The sequence below is a fragment of the Sphingomonas sp. Ant H11 genome, assembly GCF_000797515.1.
Classification (GTDB): Bacteria; Pseudomonadota; Alphaproteobacteria; order Sphingomonadales; family Sphingomonadaceae; genus Sphingomonas.
In genome coordinates this window covers 1-15,295 of record NZ_JSBN01000141.1, presented here as the reverse complement: position 1 = coordinate 15,295, position 15,295 = coordinate 1, and the positions used below count along the sequence as shown (strand labels likewise).

At 64.4% G+C, this 15,295-nt stretch carries 12 protein-coding genes and 4 pseudogenes; 11 read left to right on the top strand and 5 right to left on the bottom strand.

Translation table 11 applies throughout. The features are described 5' to 3' along the window. A pseudogene (locus NW75_RS19515) lies at window positions 1–1,335 on the bottom strand (ATP-dependent DNA helicase); the annotation flags it as partial. A gap of 599 nt (window positions 1,336–1,934) precedes the next feature. Here NW75_RS19515 and NW75_RS19510 point away from each other — a divergent pair. The 5 genes and pseudogenes from NW75_RS19510 to nhaA all read left to right on the top strand — a co-directional run bounded on the left by NW75_RS19510 (window position 1,935) and on the right by nhaA (window position 7,014). Next, entirely contained in the window at window positions 1,935–2,375 is a 441-nt protein-coding gene (locus tag NW75_RS19510; protein WP_033967004.1) for a hypothetical protein, read from the top strand. Continuing rightward, on the top strand, window positions 2,372–3,196 hold the full coding sequence (locus NW75_RS19505) for a hypothetical protein (protein WP_033967003.1): 825 nt from the start codon (window positions 2,372–2,374) through the stop codon (window positions 3,194–3,196). Before NW75_RS19510 ends, NW75_RS19505 begins: the two co-directional genes overlap by 4 nt. Before the next feature lie 133 nt (window positions 3,197–3,329). Continuing rightward, window positions 3,330–4,894: pseudogene (locus NW75_RS19500) on the top strand (lysine--tRNA ligase). Window positions 4,895–4,908: 14 nt separating this feature from the next. After that, window positions 4,909–5,730, top strand: a complete 822-nt coding sequence (locus tag NW75_RS19495) for a shikimate 5-dehydrogenase (RefSeq protein WP_033966999.1) — start codon at window positions 4,909–4,911, stop codon at window positions 5,728–5,730. A 59-nt stretch (window positions 5,731–5,789) separates the two neighbouring features. Continuing rightward, window positions 5,790–7,014, top strand: a pseudogene (gene nhaA, locus NW75_RS19490) (Na+/H+ antiporter NhaA). Between the two features lie 63 nt (window positions 7,015–7,077). Here the strand turns inward: nhaA and NW75_RS19485 are convergent. From NW75_RS19485 to sucC, 3 genes are all read right to left on the bottom strand, one after another. Continuing rightward, a complete protein-coding gene (locus NW75_RS19485) occupies window positions 7,078–8,007 on the bottom strand; it encodes an electron transfer flavoprotein subunit alpha/FixB family protein (RefSeq protein ID WP_033966993.1) in 930 nt (309 codons plus the stop codon). Beyond that, window positions 8,004–8,753 (bottom strand): electron transfer flavoprotein subunit beta/FixA family protein, encoded by a 750-nt coding sequence (locus tag NW75_RS19480; protein WP_033967008.1) that lies wholly within the window; start codon window positions 8,751–8,753, stop codon window positions 8,004–8,006. The genes NW75_RS19485 and NW75_RS19480 overlap by 4 nt, the downstream gene beginning before the upstream one ends. 202 nt (window positions 8,754–8,955) lie before the next feature. After that, window positions 8,956–10,155, bottom strand: a complete 1,200-nt coding sequence (gene sucC, locus NW75_RS19475; RefSeq protein WP_033966992.1) for an ADP-forming succinate--CoA ligase subunit beta — start codon at window positions 10,153–10,155, stop codon at window positions 8,956–8,958. 120 nt (window positions 10,156–10,275) lie between these two features. Here sucC and NW75_RS19470 point away from each other — a divergent pair, with 120 nt between their 5' ends. Further along, the gene (locus tag NW75_RS19470) at window positions 10,276–10,794 is read left to right on the top strand and encodes a sterol desaturase family protein (RefSeq protein WP_033966990.1); all 519 of its coding nucleotides are present in this window, start codon (window positions 10,276–10,278) and stop codon (window positions 10,792–10,794) included. After that, window positions 10,791–11,540, top strand: a complete 750-nt coding sequence (locus NW75_RS19465; RefSeq protein ID WP_033966988.1) for a sulfite exporter TauE/SafE family protein — start codon at window positions 10,791–10,793, stop codon at window positions 11,538–11,540. The genes NW75_RS19470 and NW75_RS19465 overlap by 4 nt, the downstream gene beginning before the upstream one ends. A 12-nt stretch (window positions 11,541–11,552) precedes the next feature. On the opposite strand, the gene NW75_RS19460 is transcribed toward NW75_RS19465, so the two are convergent. After that, window positions 11,553–12,488 (bottom strand): ribose-phosphate pyrophosphokinase, encoded by a 936-nt coding sequence (locus NW75_RS19460; RefSeq protein ID WP_010405850.1) that lies wholly within the window; start codon window positions 12,486–12,488, stop codon window positions 11,553–11,555. Between the two features lie 136 nt (window positions 12,489–12,624). Here NW75_RS19460 and NW75_RS19455 point away from each other — a divergent pair, with 136 nt between their 5' ends. From NW75_RS19455 to NW75_RS24040, 4 genes and pseudogenes are all read left to right on the top strand, one after another. Continuing rightward, entirely contained in the window at window positions 12,625–13,953 is a 1,329-nt protein-coding gene (locus NW75_RS19455) for a glutamate--tRNA ligase (RefSeq protein WP_033966986.1), read from the top strand. Window positions 13,954–14,040: 87 nt separating this feature from the next. Further along, the gene (locus NW75_RS19450) at window positions 14,041–14,712 is read left to right on the top strand and encodes an energy transducer TonB (RefSeq protein ID WP_033966984.1); all 672 of its coding nucleotides are present in this window, start codon (window positions 14,041–14,043) and stop codon (window positions 14,710–14,712) included. Between the two features lie 62 nt (window positions 14,713–14,774). Then, window positions 14,775–15,125 carry a hypothetical protein gene (locus NW75_RS19445; protein WP_033966983.1) on the top strand — a complete coding sequence of 117 codons (351 nt, stop codon included), beginning with the start codon at window positions 14,775–14,777 and terminating at the stop codon, window positions 15,123–15,125. 2 nt (window positions 15,126–15,127) lie between these two features. Further along, window positions 15,128–15,295: pseudogene (locus NW75_RS24040) on the top strand (bifunctional diaminohydroxyphosphoribosylaminopyrimidine deaminase/5-amino-6-(5-phosphoribosylamino)uracil reductase RibD); the annotation flags it as partial.

Below are 15,295 nucleotides of genomic sequence, written 5' to 3'. Positions count from 1 at the left end.
CCGCGCCCGCCCGATTCGGGGCCGAGCACCCAACGCCTGAGCTCGATCGTCTCGGCACCGGTGAGCGCGGTCGAGAACATCGCGTCGGCGGCATCGAACAGATGATGCCCCTCGTCGAACACATAGCGTGTCGGGCGCGTGGTCGATTCGCGCCCGCGCGCGGCGTTGACCATCACCAGTGCATGGTTGGCGATGACCAGATCGGCATCGGCACTCGCGCGCGCCGCCTTTTCGATGAAGCATTTGCGGTAATGCGGGCACCCCGCATAAACGCACTCGCCGCGCCGGTCGGTGAGCGCGGTCGCGCCGTTGCGACGAAACAGCGTCGGCAGCCAGCCAGGCAGATCGCCGCCGACCATATCGCCATCGGCGCTATACGCTGCCCAGCGCGCGACCAGCTGCGCCAGGATCGCGGCGCGCCCGGCGAAACCGCCTTGCAGCGCATCCTCCAGGTTCAACAGGCACAGGTAATTCTCGCGGCCCTTGCGCGTCACCACCTTCGCCCGGCGGGTTACCGCATCGGGAAACAGCCGCGCGCTTTCATGCCCCAATTGCCGTTGCAGCGCCTTGGTGAAGGTCGATACCCACACCGCGCCATCGGCCTTCTCCGCCCAGAGCGAAGCCGGCGCGAGATAGCCAAGCGTCTTGCCGATGCCGGTGCCGGCTTCGGCGAGCACCATATTGGGCATCCCCGCCGCCATGCGCGGCCCAAACGCCTCGCGCGCCGCCTGTGCGTAAGCACGCTGGCCGGGACGCTGCTCGGCGGTGCTGCCAGTCAAGCGGGCGAGCCGGGCCTGCGTTTCGTCCGCCTCCAGCGTGACGGTGCGCGGCTGCGCGCGCGGCGCGCCCTCCGACCATTCGCCGAGCTTGGTGAACAGCCAGCGCTCGGCCGTCTCGGGCTTTTTTCAAACGCTGCGTCAGCACCGGTGCCCAGGTCCAGCGGAGACGAAACAGCGACTGCGCCGCGGTCCACGCGCCCTCGCGTTCGGGCCACTCGCCCTCGATCATGCCGAGCAACGCCCCGGCGGCTGCGCGCAGGAAGGTGGCGACTTCGGCATCGGCGGCGGGCGGCGTCAGCCCCGTAACGCGCGCGACCCCGCGCGGCGTCGGCACCATGAAGCGCGCCGGACACAGAAAGGCGAACAGTTCGAGCAGATCGAGCCCCGACAGATCGGCATAGCCCAGCCGCTGCCCGACCAAGGCGGCATTGAGCAGGATCACCGGCGTATCGGCGGCAATCCGGATCGCCTCCCCCCGCCCGATCGGCCGTGTGCCGCCTTCATCCGCAATCCAGATGCCGCTGTGGCTGGCGTGGAGGGCGGGATATGGGAGCATGGGTTGGAGATAGCGGGTTGGAACGGAATGGCAACGGGCGCGGGGGTGGAGGGCGTGGCGTAAAGTCACACAGAGTCGCACCATCAAGGGTGATGTGCGGGGCGTGGCACGTCAGGATTTGGGGGGCGTAGGTACGCTCTGGATGGGTGGGATGGGGTGCGGAAGGTTAGGCTAAGGTTAGGCGAATGTATGTCGCACACGCCGCCGCTGCGGGACGGAGCCACATTGGGTCTTGCAAAGCGGCTTTGCGACACGCGCGGGATCGACGGTTTGAAAGAGCGGGTCGACTTTGGCACGGATTGGGGATGTGGACAGCGGCTTGGGCCGCTGTTTGAACGTTTGCCCAGGGCGATGCAGTCAAAACGGGCGGTCGATCTGGAACGGGCCTATCTTTGCTCAGAATGGCAAAAGACCGCTTTCATCGTAAGCTTTGTATCGCGATGTCGAGCGTGGTCCTTGCGACGATCAGCAAGGCATCATAGGCTGTTCGCATGGCACGAATGTCACGATGGATACTGACGACTTTACTGCTGCCGGTTGCGGCCGTTGCGCAGAACGGGACAACTATACGAGGCCTACCCGATCCGGCGACGATCAACGTGCCCGATATCTCGCCTTCGACCGATCCCAAAGTCCGCGCCGAAGGTTATAAATTCTATTATTTCCACAACCCTACCGTAAGATTCTCAGAGGCCTATCAGGATTTCGCCGAATGCCGTGCGCACCTGACGGGCGCAGGCCTCGTCAAGGTGCCCGGCTTCATTCCATGGGATGAGAGCCATCGTCGTAAAGCGATCAAGCCGGTGCCGATCTATGGCCTGGTCGGCGACATCATCGGAGATATCATCCTACCCAAGCTGGAACGGGGGATGCGTAGCAACAAAATGCGCCGTTGCATGGGGACAAGGGGCTATGAACGCTATCCGATATCCGAAACGGTGTGGAAGGCGCTGAACGAGGGCGATGAGCAGCAGGTGCGGCTGATGCAGGCCAAGATCGCTTCAGGTCCGAAGCCACAGGATGCGGCGGTGACGGAATGACCCGGCTGCTCTTGAGCGTGCTTGCGATTCTTGTGATACTGGCATTGCCCGGCAATGCTTCGGCCCGAGATAATGCCGGGGTGGTACAACTGCGGACCACGCCGACGGGGCTGCGTCCTGACGCTGCCTATTTGCTCATGACTGTGAGCAAGGCCAAATCAGGAATGTTAGCCATCCAGCCAGTTATGTTGCGTATCCCGACCGCCGAGGAATCAAGCGCATATCTCGCTGCCAAGAAAGCAGCCTATGCTGCGGCGCTGCCGGGGTTGGTCAAAAAGGCTAAAGGAAATCCAGTACCCAACATCGATGAATTCGAGTTCAATTTTAGCGGTAAGGCGAACAGCTTCGTCGTCAAGAACGGCGAATTTCTTGAGGATGGCGAGATGCGCACCGTGCTGCTGGAGGTTCCTCCCGGCACCTATATCCTCTATGGCATCACGCTCCAGCAAGGCCTGATCACCTGCAATTGCCTGGGCACCGTCATGTTCGCAGCTCGCCCCGGCGTCATTACCCACGTCGGAGCAATCTATACCGACAAGGTCCACAAGGCTTCACCCCTGCCGCATTTGGAGGACAATCTCGGCGCTTCGATGTTCCAATATGGCTTTGTTTTGGGCGAAGCGCTTGTGCCCGCTGATGCAACCACCGCGGTTCCGGCGTCGCTCAAGAGTCTTCCCCTCGAACTGGCGCAGTTCGATGTGGTTGGGGAATATTATGAGCCAGGGGCGGTCAGCATCAACCGACTCGCGCCGATCCCTGGCTTGCTCTCGTACCAACGCGGTCGTGCGGTCGATGCGCGGACGGGCAAACTGGCCGAGTAGCGACGCGCGAGAGCCAATACTCTCATGGCGCCCTGATCGAAGCCGAGGCGCAGGAGCTTCACGAAGGCATCGCATGATCGGCGCCCCCAGCCCCCTACGTGACGAACCGCCCCCACCGCGCTAGACGCTTCGCATGACCACCGATTTCCGCACCGCCGCCCTCGATTCCAAAGCCTGGCCGTATGAAGAGGCGCGCAAGCTGCTCAAGCGCTATCCCGAGGGCAAACCGGGTGGTGCGCCGATCATCTTCGAGACCGGCTATGGTCCGTCGGGCCTGCCGCATATCGGCACCTTCAACGAAGTGCTGCGCACGACGATGGTGCGCCATGCGTTCCAGACGCTGTCCGATGCGCCGACGCGGTTGATCGAGTTTAGCGACGATATGGACGGGTTGCGGAAAGTGCCCGACAATGTGCCCAACCAGGCGATGCTTGCGACGCATCTCGGCAAGCCGCTCAGCCGCATTCCCGATCCGTTCGAGAAGTTCGAGAGCTTCGCTGCCCACAACAACGCCATGCTGCGCGATTTTCTCGATCGCTTCGGCTTCGAGTACGAATTCATCTCGTCGGCCTCGCAATATGAAGCCGGCGTGTTCGACGATGCGCTGAAGGGCGTGCTGCGCAACTATGCCGCGATCATGGGCGTGATGCTGCCGACGCTGCGCAAGGAACGCGCCGCTACTTATTCGCCGATCCTGCCGATCAGCCCAAAGACGGGGATCGTGCTGCAAGTCCCGGTCGAGGTCGTCAATGTCGAGCAGGGCACGATCCGCTTCACCGACAGCGATGGGGAAGTGCTCGTCCAATCGGTGCTCGGCGGGCAGGCCAAGCTGCAATGGAAGGTCGATTGGGCAATGCGCTGGGTCGCGCTTGGCGTCGATTATGAGATGTACGGCAAGGACCTGATCGACAGCGGCGTGCAGTCGGGCAAGATCGCGCGCGTGCTCGGCGGTCGCCCGCCCGAGGGGTTGATCTACGAGATGTTCCTCGACGAAAAGGGCGAGAAGATCTCCAAGTCCAAGGGCAATGGCCTGACGCTGGAGCAATGGCTCGATTACGGCACGCAGGAAAGCTTGTCCTTCTTCGCCTATCGCGAGCCGAAAAAGGCCAAGCAGTTGCACATCGGCGTCATTCCGCGCGCGGTGGACGAGTATTTCCAGTTCCGCGGAAGCTATGCGGCGCAGCCGGTCGAGCAGAAACTCGGCAATCCGGTGCACCACATTCACAATGCCGCGGTGCCGGACACGAATCCGCCGGTCACCTTCGGCTTGCTGCTCAATCTGGTCGGCGTGCTGGGCGCAGGCGCGACCGCGGAGCAAGTCCACGCTATCTCAGCAATTACATCGAAGGTGCCGTTACGCCCGAACTCGATGCGCTGATCGGTCATGCACTCGCCTATAACCGCGATTACGTCGCGCCGACGCTCCAGCGCCGCAAGCCCGAGGGCATCGAAGTCGCCGCGCTCGAACGGCTCGACCGCGAGCTGGCCAACGCGCCTGCCGACAGCTCGGCGGTCGATTTGCAGAACATCGTCTATGCGATCGGCAATGAAGGCGGGTTCGATCCGCTGCGCGCCTGGTTCGGGGCGCTGTACGAAACGCTGCTCGGCTCCACGCAAGGCCCGCGCATGGGCAGCTTCATCGCGCTGTACGGCATCGACAACACCCGTACACTGATCGCCGAAGCGCTGGCAGACTAACGAGGACGCACCCCATGCCCACCAAACCGCTGATCGGGCGTGAGACGCGGCTGTGCATGTCGCTATCGGCACGCCCGGGCAATTTCGGGACGCGCTTCCACAACCGGCTCTATGAGCTGCTCGGGCTCGATTTCGTCTACAAGGCGTTTTCGACGCGCGACCTGGAGGGCGCGGTGCGCGGCATTCGCGCGCTCGACATTCGCGGTTGCGCGATTTCGATGCCGTTCAAGGAAGCGGTGATCCCGCTGCTCGACGGCATCGCCCCCTCCGCCGCCGCGATCGACAGCGTCAATACCATCGTCAACGATGAGGGCGCGCTGACCGGGCACAATACCGATTATGCGGCGGTGGCGCGGCTGATTGCCGACATCGACCCCGCAACGCCATTTCTGCTGCGCGGATCGGGCGGCATGGCCAAGGCGGTGACCGCGGCACTCTGCAATAGCGGGTTTCGCAACGGCACGATCGTCGCGCGCAACGCCGAGCAGGGACAGGCACTGGCAACGCGCTACGGTTTTCGCTGGCGGGCCGATCTCGACCCGGCGGGCGCGCCCTTGCTGATCAACGTCACGCCGATCGGCATGGCGGGCGGCGACGCCGATGCGCTCGCCTTTCCCGAAACGATGATCGTGGCAAGCCGGGTCGTCATCGACGTGGTGCAATATCCGCCGGAAACACGGCTGCTGCGCGCCGCGCAAGCGGCGGGCAAACGGATCATCACCGGCACCGAGATCGCGACCTTGCAAGCCCTCGACCAGTTCGTGCTCTATACCGGCGTCACCCCCAGCGACGCGCAAGTCGCCGACGCCGGCACCTTTGCCCGCGCGGCGGGGTAAAACCCCGAACGGCTCCGGTTTCGGTTTCGCACCGGGGCCCGTACCGCTAGGCTAGGGGCATGGCCAACCCCACCACGTCGCGCCGCGTAGCCCGAAACATCCGTTCGGCACTGCGCACCTTCCTCGCGCAGGAAGCGGCGGGCGGTATGGTGCTGATGGCGGCGGCCGCGTTCGCGCTGATCTTCGCCAATTCGGAGCTCGCCCCCGCCTATTTCGCGTTTCTGCACCATAAGACGGGGCCGGTATTGGCCGCTGCCATCGGGCCGATGACGGTGCATCTGTGGATCAACGACGGCTTGATGGCAGTGTTCTTCCTGCTGGTTGGCCTCGAGATCAAAACGCGAACTGGTCGACGGGCAATTGGCGAGCCCCGCGCGACGGCGCTTGCCGATCATCGCGGCGGGCGCGGGGATGGCGATGCCGGCGCTGGTGTATCTCGCCATCACCGGCGGCGCGCCGGCGCTGCATCCGGGCTGGGCCATCCCGGCGGCGACCGACATCGCCTTTGCGATCGGCGTGCTGGCGCTGCTCGGCAAGCGCGTCAGCCCCGCGCTAAAGCTGTTTCTCACCACCGTCGCGATCGTCGATGATTGCGGCGCGGTGGCGATCATCGCCTTGGTCTATAGCCATGGCATCGACTGGATCGCGCTGGCGGGCGCGGCGGGGACGGTGCTGATCCTGTTCACGCTCAACCGGCGCGGGGTGGTGGCCTTGTGGCCCTATCTGCTCGGCTTTGTTGGTCTATGGTGGCTAGTGCTGCTATCGGGCGTCCACGCAACCGTTGCGGGCGTGATTGCCGCCGCGCTGATACCGGTCGCCACCTCGCCTGGCGCGCCCGATGCCGCACATTCGCCGCTCCACCGGCTTGAACATGCTCTGTCGCCGTGGGTCGCGTTCGGCATCGTGCCGTTGTTCGCCTTTGCCAATGCGGGCGTATCGCTTCTGGGCGTGTCGGCGGCAACGCTGGGCGATCCGCTGGTGCTGGGCATTGCCGGCGGCCTGTTCCTGGGCAAGCAGGCCGGGATCGTCGGTGGCGTCGCGCTGGCCGAATGCTTGGGGATTGCCAAGCGCCCCAAGGGGATGCGCTGGCTGCAGCTTTATGGCGTCGGCCTGCTCGCCGGGATCGGCTTCACGATGAGCCTGTTCATCGGCGGCCTCGCTTTTCCGGGCGACGCGCAGCTGCAGGATTCGGTCAAGATCGGCGTGCTCGGCGGATCGCTCCTGTCGGCGATCGCCGGCTATATTGTGCTGCGCTATATCGCGCCGCGCGCGAAGGCTGCCTGATCCCTCCAAACGAAAACGGGCGCCCCGTCTGGAGCGCCCGTCCCTTGTAACGATGCCGGTCAATCAGAGCTTTTCGGTCAGCTCCGGCACGATCTTGAACAGATCGCCGACGAGGCCGAGATCGGCGACCTGGAAGATCGGCGCGTCTTCGTCCTTGTTGATGGCGATGATGGTCTTGCTGTCCTTCATCCCCGCCAGATGCTGGATCGCGCCCGAAATGCCGACCGCGACATAGACTTCGGGGGCGACGATCTTGCCGGTCTGGCCGACCTGATAGTCGTTGGGCGCATAGCCCGCATCGACCGCAGCGCGGCTGGCACCGACGCCCGCGCCGAGCTTGTCGGCGAGCGGATCGATCACGGCGTGGAACTGCTCGCTCGACCCGAGCGCACGCCCGCCGGAGACGATGATCTTGGCCGAGGTCAGCTCGGGCCGCTCCGACTTGGCGATTTCCGAACCTACATAGGTCGAAACACCCGCATCGCCGGTCGAGGCAACCGCTTCGATCGTGCCCGTGCCGCCTTCGGTCGCAGCCTTCTCAAAGGCGGTGCCGCGCACCGAGATCACCTTCTTGGCATCCTTGGTCTGCACCGTGGCGATGGCGTTGCCGGCATAGATCGGACGCGTGAAAGTATCCTCGCTCTCGACCGAGAGGATGTCCGAAATCTGCATCACGTCGAGCAAGGCGGCGACGCGCGGCGCGATGTTCTTGCCGTTGGTGGTCGCGGGCACGAGGAACGCGTCATGCGTTTCCATCAGCTTGGCGACCAGCGGCGCGACGTTTTCAGCCAACGCATGGGCATAGGCCGCGTCGTCCGCGACATGCACCTTGCCGACGCCCGCGATCTTCGCGGCGGCCTCGGCCACCGCGCCGACGCCTTGACCAGCGACGAGCAGATGCACTTCACCCAGCTTGGCAGCGGCGGTGACGGTGGAGAGGGTGGCGTCCTTCACGGATGCGCCATCATGTTCGACCCAAACGAGCGTCTTCACTTCGCGACTCCCATTGCCTTGAGCTTGGCCACCAGTTCATCGACATCGGCGACCTTGATACCCGCCGAGCGCTTGGGCGGCTCGACCACTTTCAGCGTGGTCAGGCGCGGTGACACATCGACGCCGTAATCAGCCGGGGTCTTCTGCGCGAGCGGTTTGGACTTGGCCTTCATGATGTTGGGCAGCGAGGCATAACGCGGCTCGTTGAGGCGCAGGTCGACCGTGATGATCGCGGGCAGCGGCAGCGATTCGGTCTCCGCACCACCGTCGACTTCGCGCGTCACCACGACAGTGCCGGGCGACAGTTCGACCTTGGAGGCGAAGGTCGCCTGGCCGCGACCGAGCAGCCCTGCCAGCATCTGGCCGGTCTGGTTGTTGTCATCGTCAATCGCCTGCTTGCCGAGAATGACGAGGTCAGGCTTTTCCTCCTCGACGATCTTGGCGAGCAATTTGGCGACGCCCAGCGGCTCGACCTTGTCTTCGGATACGATCAGGATCGCGCGGTCGGCACCCATGGCGAGCGCGGTACGCAGCGTTTCCTGCGCTTTCTGCTCGCCGATCGACACGACGACGATCTCGGTGACGCCCGCTTTTTCCTTCAGGCGGATCGCCTCTTCGACGGCGATTTCGTCGAACGGGTTCATGCTCATCTTGACGTTGGCGAGGTCGACCCCCGTCCCGTCCGCCTTCACGCGGGGCTTCACATTATAGTCAAGCACGCGCTTGACCGGGACCAGCACTCTCATCGGCATTCCTTCCAAGGCAGTTTCTTGCTCGGCAGCATCGGCTGTCCAAATGGCGGTTTCACGCGCTTTTCGCAAGTCCGGTACGCCATTCGGCTGTGCCGTAGCGGCATCGCATGCGACTCGAACCCGCCCTTAACGCGAAAGGGCCCGGCGTTTCCGTCCGGGCCCTTCCTTTAGCACGCTTAGGACGGGTTAGTCCGGTTCAGGCAGCGGCCTTGACCTCTGCCACGATCTTCTTGGCGGCATCGCCCAGATCGTTGGCAGGGACGATCGCCAGGCCGGAATTGGCCAGGATGTCCTTGCCCAACTGGACGTTGGTGCCTTCGAGACGAACGACCAGCGGCACCGACAGGTTCACTTCCTTGGCGGCCGCGACAATGCCCTCGGCAATGATGTCGCAGCGCATGATGCCGCCGAAGATGTTGACCAGGATGCCCTTCACGTTCGGATCGCTAAGGATGATCTTGAACGCGGCCGTCACCTTCTCCTTATTGGCACCGCCGCCAACGTCGAGGAAGTTGGCCGGGAACATGCCGTTGAGCTTGATGATGTCCATCGTCGCCATGGCGAGACCCGCACCATTGACCATGCAGCCAATGTCGCCGTCGAGCTTGATATAGGCCAGGTCGTACTTGGACGCTTCGAGCTCGGCCGGATCTTCCTCGGTCTCGTCGCGCAGTTCGAGCAGATCCTTGTGACGGAACATCGCATTGCCGTCGAAGCCGACCTTGGCGTCGAGCACGACGAGCTTGTTGTCCTCGGTGACGGCGAGCGGGTTGATTTCGATCTGCTCTGCATCGGTGCCAAGGAACGCGTCGTACAGCTTGGACGCGACGCTGGCGGCCTGCTTGGCGAGATCGCCCTTCAGTTCGAGCGCGGCGGCAACGGCGCGGCCATGATGCGGCTGGAAGCCGGTCGCGCAATCGATGTCGATCGCGTGGATCTTCTCAGGCGTCTCATGCGCGACGGTTTCGATGTCCATGCCGCCTTCGGTCGAGGCGACCATCGACACGCGGCCAGTTGCGCGGTTGACGAGCAGCGCCAGGTAGAATTCCTTGGCGATGTCGACACCGTCGGTGATGTAGAGGCGGTTGACCTGCTTGCCATGCTCGCCGGTCTGCACCGTGACGAGCGTGTTGCCGAGCATGTCCGTCGCCGCTGCGCGGACGTCGTCGAGCGTCTTGGCGAGGCGGACGCCGCCCTTGGCATCAGGCCCGAGTTCCTTGAACTTGCCCTTGCCGCGGCCTCCGGCGTGGATCTGCGCCTTGACGACGTAGAGCGGCCCAGGAAGCTTGGCGGCGGCGGCGACGGCCTCTTCGACGGTCAGCGCAGCGAAACCCGCGGGCACCGGCACGCCGAATTTCGCGAGGACTTCCTTGGCCTGATATTCATGGATGTTCATGGGCTGCGTGCCTTTCGAAGATCGGGGATAGAGTGGCCTTAAGCACAGCCGCCCGTGCGAATCCACCCCGTAGCACGCGCATCGCTCGCCATTGGCCGTGCGGCTCGCTATATCACCTCCATGTCCTGGATCATCGGCCTGCTGCTGTTCGTCGCCACCGTCGCCGGAATGGAGGGGTTCGCTTACGGCGCGCACCGCTGGCTGATGCATGGGCCGGGCTGGTTCCTGCATAAAAGCCACCACCGCCCGCGCACCGGCAATTGGGAATTGAACGACCTGTATTTCGTGATCTTCGCAGCGCCCTCGATCACGCTGTTGCTCGGCGGCGTGCAATGGGGCTGGGGCGAGTGGGCGATCTGGGTCGGCGCGGGGATTGCCGGGTACGGGGCGATCTATCTCGGCTTTCACGATGTGATCGTGCACAAACGCTTCAACCACCGCTATCTGCCCAAATCGGCCTATATGAAGCGCATCATCCAGGCGCACCGGCTGCACCATGTGGTGGAAACCAAGGGTGGCAATGTCAGCTTCGGCTTTCTGGTCGCGCCAAGCCCTGAGGCGCTGAAGGCCGAACTCAAACGCCGCGGCCATGTCGGCGTGCGGGCGGCAGCACAGCAGGCAACGCCCGTTTCCCGTTGAACGAGAGCGCTTTCTTCTACGCGCTGGCGATTCCGGCGGTCTTGCTGCTCGGCCTGTCCAAGGGTGGCTTTGTCGGGCTTGGCGCGCTGTCGCTGCCGCTGCTGTCGATGGCGACATCCCCGGTGCGCGCGGCCGCGATCCTGCTACCGATCCTGATCGTGCAGGACGTGGTCGGCGTATGGGCGTTCCGGCGCGATTGGGATGCGACCGTGTTGGGCTGGATGCTACCGGGTGCCGCAATCGGGATTGCGCTCGGCTATCTGTTTGCCGCGCAGGTTCCGACCACGGCGGTGCTTGCGCTGGTCGGGGCGATCTCGGTGGTGTTCGGTCTATACCGGCTGTGGGCGGATCGTCGCGGCGCAGTGGCGGTCGCGGCCCAGGCACCGGGCTGGGTGGGCACGCTGCTGGGCATTGCCTCGGGCTTTACCAGCCAGGTTGCCCATGCCGGACAACCGCCCTTCCAAATCTATGTGCTCCCGCGCCGCCTGCCACGCGACGTGCTGGTCGGCACCACCGCGATCTTCTTCGCTGCGGTCAATTGGATCAAGGTGCCGGCCTATTGGGCGCTGGGCCAGTTCAACCGCGACACTTTGGGCGTCGCGGCGGTGCTGCTGCCGGTTGCGATTGCCTCGACCTTTGCCGGAGTCTGGCTGGTGCGGCGCGTGTCGCCCGCGCGCTTCTACACCGCCATCTATGCGCTGATGGTGCTGGTCGGAGTGAAGCTGATCTGGGACGCGCTGGCCTGAGCGCCCGCGCCCTCAGTCAAACAGCGACGACACCGAACTTTCATCGGCAATGCGGCGGATCGCCTCGGCGAGCAGCGGGGCGATCGTCAGATGGCGGATCTTCTTGGCGGCGGCGACAATGTCATGGCTGCCGAGCGAATCTGTGATGACGAGTTCCTCGAGCGCCGAGCTTTCGACGCGCGCCACCGCGCCACCCGACAGCACGCCGTGCGTGATATAGGCAGCGACGCCCTCGGCACCCGCTTGCTTGAGCGCGGCGGCGGCGTTGCACAGCGTGCCGCCCGAATCGACGATATCGTCGATCAGGATGCAGAAGCGGCCTTCGACCTCACCGATGATGTTCATCACTTCGGATTCGCCCGCGCGCTCACGCCGCTTGTCGACGATGGCGAGCGGCGCATTGTCGAGTCGCTTGGCCAGCGCCCGCGCGCGCACCACGCCGCCCACGTCGGGCGAAACCACCATCAAATTGCGCTTGCCATAGCGCGTCAGAATGTCGGCCGACATCACTGGGGCCGCGAACAGATTGTCGGTCGGGATATCGAAAAAGCCCTGGATCTGCCCGGCGTGCAAATCGACCGAGAGCACGCGGTCGGCCCCGGCAACGGTGATGAGATTGGCGACGAGCTTGGCCGAAATCGGCGTGCGCGGCCCAGGCTTACGATCTTGGCGGGCATAGCCGAAATAGGGGATGACGGCGGTGATGCGCTTGGCCGAGGCGCGTTTCAGCGCGTCGATGCAAATCAGCAGCTCCATCAGATTGTCATTCGCGGGATAGCCAGTCGATTGCAGCACGAACACGTCCTCGCCGCGCACATTCTCGCGGATTTCCACGAAAATTTCCTCATCGGCGAAGCGGCGGACCAACGCGTCGGTCAACGGCAGTTCGAGATAGGACGCAATATCGCGCGCGAGGGGCAAGTTCGAATTGCCGGTCATCAATTTCATGGCGTTCGAAACTCCTTTTGGTCCCCATGCCCCGCGTCTGGCTGCGCGCACTGTTGGCTGAGCGTCCTTTAGGCGCGGGCTTTGCGCGCGGTAAAGGGGCATTGCCGCAGGAACGAGCGCTGCCTAGAGCAAATCCATGACCATTCGCACCCGTTTCGCCCCTTCGCCCACCGGCATGTTGCATGTCGGCAATATCCGTACCGCGCTCCACAATTGGCTGTGGGCGCAAGCGCAAGGCGGGGAATTCTGGCTGCGCATCGACGATACCGACGCCGAACGCAGCGAGGAACGCTTTGTCGACGCGATCCGCGCCGATCTCGGCTGGCTCGGCCTCACCCCGCAGGGCGAGGAACGCCAGTCGGCGCGGTTCGCGCTGTATGAAGCGCGCTTTGCCGCGTTGCGCGCGGCGGGCCGGGTCTATCCGGCCTATGAAACCGCCCAAGAACTCGACCTCAAGCGCAAGATCGCCGCCGGGCGCGGCCTGCCACCCATCTATGACCGCGCGGCGCTGGCTTTGTCGGACGCCGACCGCGCCAGACTGGAAGCCGATGGCATCGCTCCGCATTGGCGCTTCAAGCTCGACCATGACACGCCGATCCTCTGGGACGATTTGATTCGCGGTCCCCAGAAATTCGATGCGGCAACGATGAGCGACCCGGTGATCCGCCGCGCCGATGGATCGTGGCTGTATATGCTCCCCTCGGCGATCGACGATGCCGAAATGGGCATCACCCATGTCGTGCGCGGTGAAGACCATGTCTCCAACACCGCGCTGCAATTGCAGATGTTCGAGGCGATGGGTGTCGCCGCGCCGGCTTTCGCGCATGAAGCGTTGCTGGTCGGCTCCGAAGGCAAATTGTCGAAGCGGCTTGGCTCGCTTGGCGTCGAGCATTTCCGCGAGGTCGGGATCGAGCCCGCCGCCGTCCGCGCGCTGCTGGCGCGGATCGGGACGAGCTTGCCGGTCGAGCCTTTGGTCGACACCGCCGCGCTGGTCGAAACCTTCGATTTCGCCAAATTCGGCCGCGCGCCCGCCCGCTTCGACGAGGCCGAACTGGCCGCACTCAATGCCAAGATCGTCCACCAGCTCGATTTCGCCAGCGTGGCGGAGCGGCTGCCCGCAGGGGTGGGTGCGGCGGAATGGGAAGCGGTGCGGCCAAACCTCTCGACCGTTGCCGAGGCCGCGGATTGGTGGAAGGTGATCGAAGGGCGGATCGACGCGGTGCGCGATCCCGCCGATGCCGATTTCCTCGCCGCCGCCGCGCGCCATGTCGCCACGATGCCGTGGGACGCCGATCCGTGGCACGCACTGACCGCCGCGTTGAAGGCCGAGACCGGGCGCAGCGGCAAGGCGCTGTTCCTGCCGCTGCGCCGCGCGCTGACCGGGCGCGATCACGGCCCCGACATGAAGGCGCTGCTGCCGTTGATCGGTCGCGATCGTGCGGCAGCGCGGCTTTCCACGATCTGATATAATGTCTCTTGCGTCAGAAATGTTATGATGTAACATTCTCTTCCTGTCCGGCGTGCGATCGGACGCCATAGTGGGAGAGAAACGATGTACGCAGATCGTTATTCCAGCCGCCAAGGCCTCAGCCCCGGGGGCGTCGGTTTCGCGCTCGGCGCGAGCGGGGTGCTTTTATTCGGGCTTTCGCTGACCGCACCCAATCTCGTCACCCGTCTGGTCGATCCGCCGCTGACGACCATCAACATCCCGATCCCGACCGATCCGCCACCGCCGGAAAAGACCCAGCCTGCGCCGCATCTGAAGGACCCAATCCCGACCAACCCACCCCCGGAAACCGTCGATAGTTCCAAACAGCAAACCGCGACGGCCACCGGCATCCCCACGTTCACAATCGACCTTCCGCCCAAGACCGAAGTCGCCGTGGGCACCGGGGCTGGCGAGATCGGCACCGCCCCACCGCCGCATGTGCCGACGATCGTCGGCCCCCAACTCGATTCGCGTTATGCCAACCTCTTCCAACCCGCTTACCCGAGCGACGAACGCCTTGCAGGCCGATCGGGCCGAGTCGTCGTGCGCGTGCTGATCGGCACGGACGGGCGCGTGAAGGAGGTGCAGCAGATCAGCGCCGCCAGCACCGCCTTTTTCGAAGCGACGCGCAAGCAGGCGCTGACCAAATGGCGCTTCACGCCGGGCACGCGCGACGGCGCGCCGGTCGAGGCGTGGCGCACCATGGCGGTGCGTTTCGAGCTCGATGGCGAATAGCGGGCCGTGATGAGGTGCGGCGGGGGTGGCATCGGTGCCCCGCCGCGCCTATCTCCCTTTCCATGAACTTCCTGCGCTATTTCTCTCCGCTGCGTGCCTGGCGCGATTTGCGCTATTACATCGTCACGCGGCAGCGGCATCAGCTCGGCTTCATGGGCGTCGCGCTGGCGCTGACCTATGTGATGGTGGTCGGCGTTATTTATGAATCGCGGATCCCGCCCAAGCCCTATCACCGCGACATCATCTATGTGCAGCAATGGCCCGCCAACCGCACCGATGCCGAAATCGTCGCGCAGCAGAAAATCGATGGCATCGAACAGACCAAGCGCGAAAACGAGCTGAAGCGGCTGCAGGCCGAGCGGCGCGCGCAGTTCAAGAAAGTGAATGACGGCCTCAAGGCTTACGGGCTCTGAGCATGATCGACGACCATCGCTGGATGGGTGCCGCGCTGGCGCTTGGCGAGCGCGGGCGCACCGCCCCCAACCCCAATGTCGGCTGCGTGATCGTGTCCGAGGGCCGCGTCGTCGGGCGCGGCTGGACCCAGCCCGGCGGCCGCCCCCCATGCCGAGGCGCTGCTGCGATG

What these genes read in the sequence shown, in the direction of transcription:
- NW75_RS19505 (WP_033967003.1), top strand. Translation starts at nt 2,372, where the DNA reads ATGACCCGGCTGCTCTTGAGCGTGCTTGCGATTCTTGTGATACTGGCA.
- NW75_RS19495 (WP_033966999.1), top strand. Translation starts at nt 4,909, where the DNA reads ATGCCCACCAAACCGCTGATCGGGCGTGAGACGCGGCTGTGCATGTCG.
- NW75_RS19480 (WP_033967008.1), bottom strand. Translation starts at nt 8,753, where the DNA reads ATGAGAGTGCTGGTCCCGGTCAAGCGCGTGCTTGACTATAATGTGAAG.
- sucC (WP_033966992.1), bottom strand. Translation starts at nt 10,155, where the DNA reads ATGAACATCCATGAATATCAGGCCAAGGAAGTCCTCGCGAAATTCGGC.
- NW75_RS19470 (WP_033966990.1), top strand. Translation starts at nt 10,276, where the DNA reads ATGTCCTGGATCATCGGCCTGCTGCTGTTCGTCGCCACCGTCGCCGGA.
- NW75_RS19460 (WP_010405850.1), bottom strand. Translation starts at nt 12,488, where the DNA reads ATGAAATTGATGACCGGCAATTCGAACTTGCCCCTCGCGCGCGATATT.
- NW75_RS19455 (WP_033966986.1), top strand. Translation starts at nt 12,625, where the DNA reads ATGACCATTCGCACCCGTTTCGCCCCTTCGCCCACCGGCATGTTGCAT.
- NW75_RS19450 (WP_033966984.1), top strand. Translation starts at nt 14,041, where the DNA reads ATGTACGCAGATCGTTATTCCAGCCGCCAAGGCCTCAGCCCCGGGGGC.
- NW75_RS19445 (WP_033966983.1), top strand. Translation starts at nt 14,775, where the DNA reads ATGAACTTCCTGCGCTATTTCTCTCCGCTGCGTGCCTGGCGCGATTTG.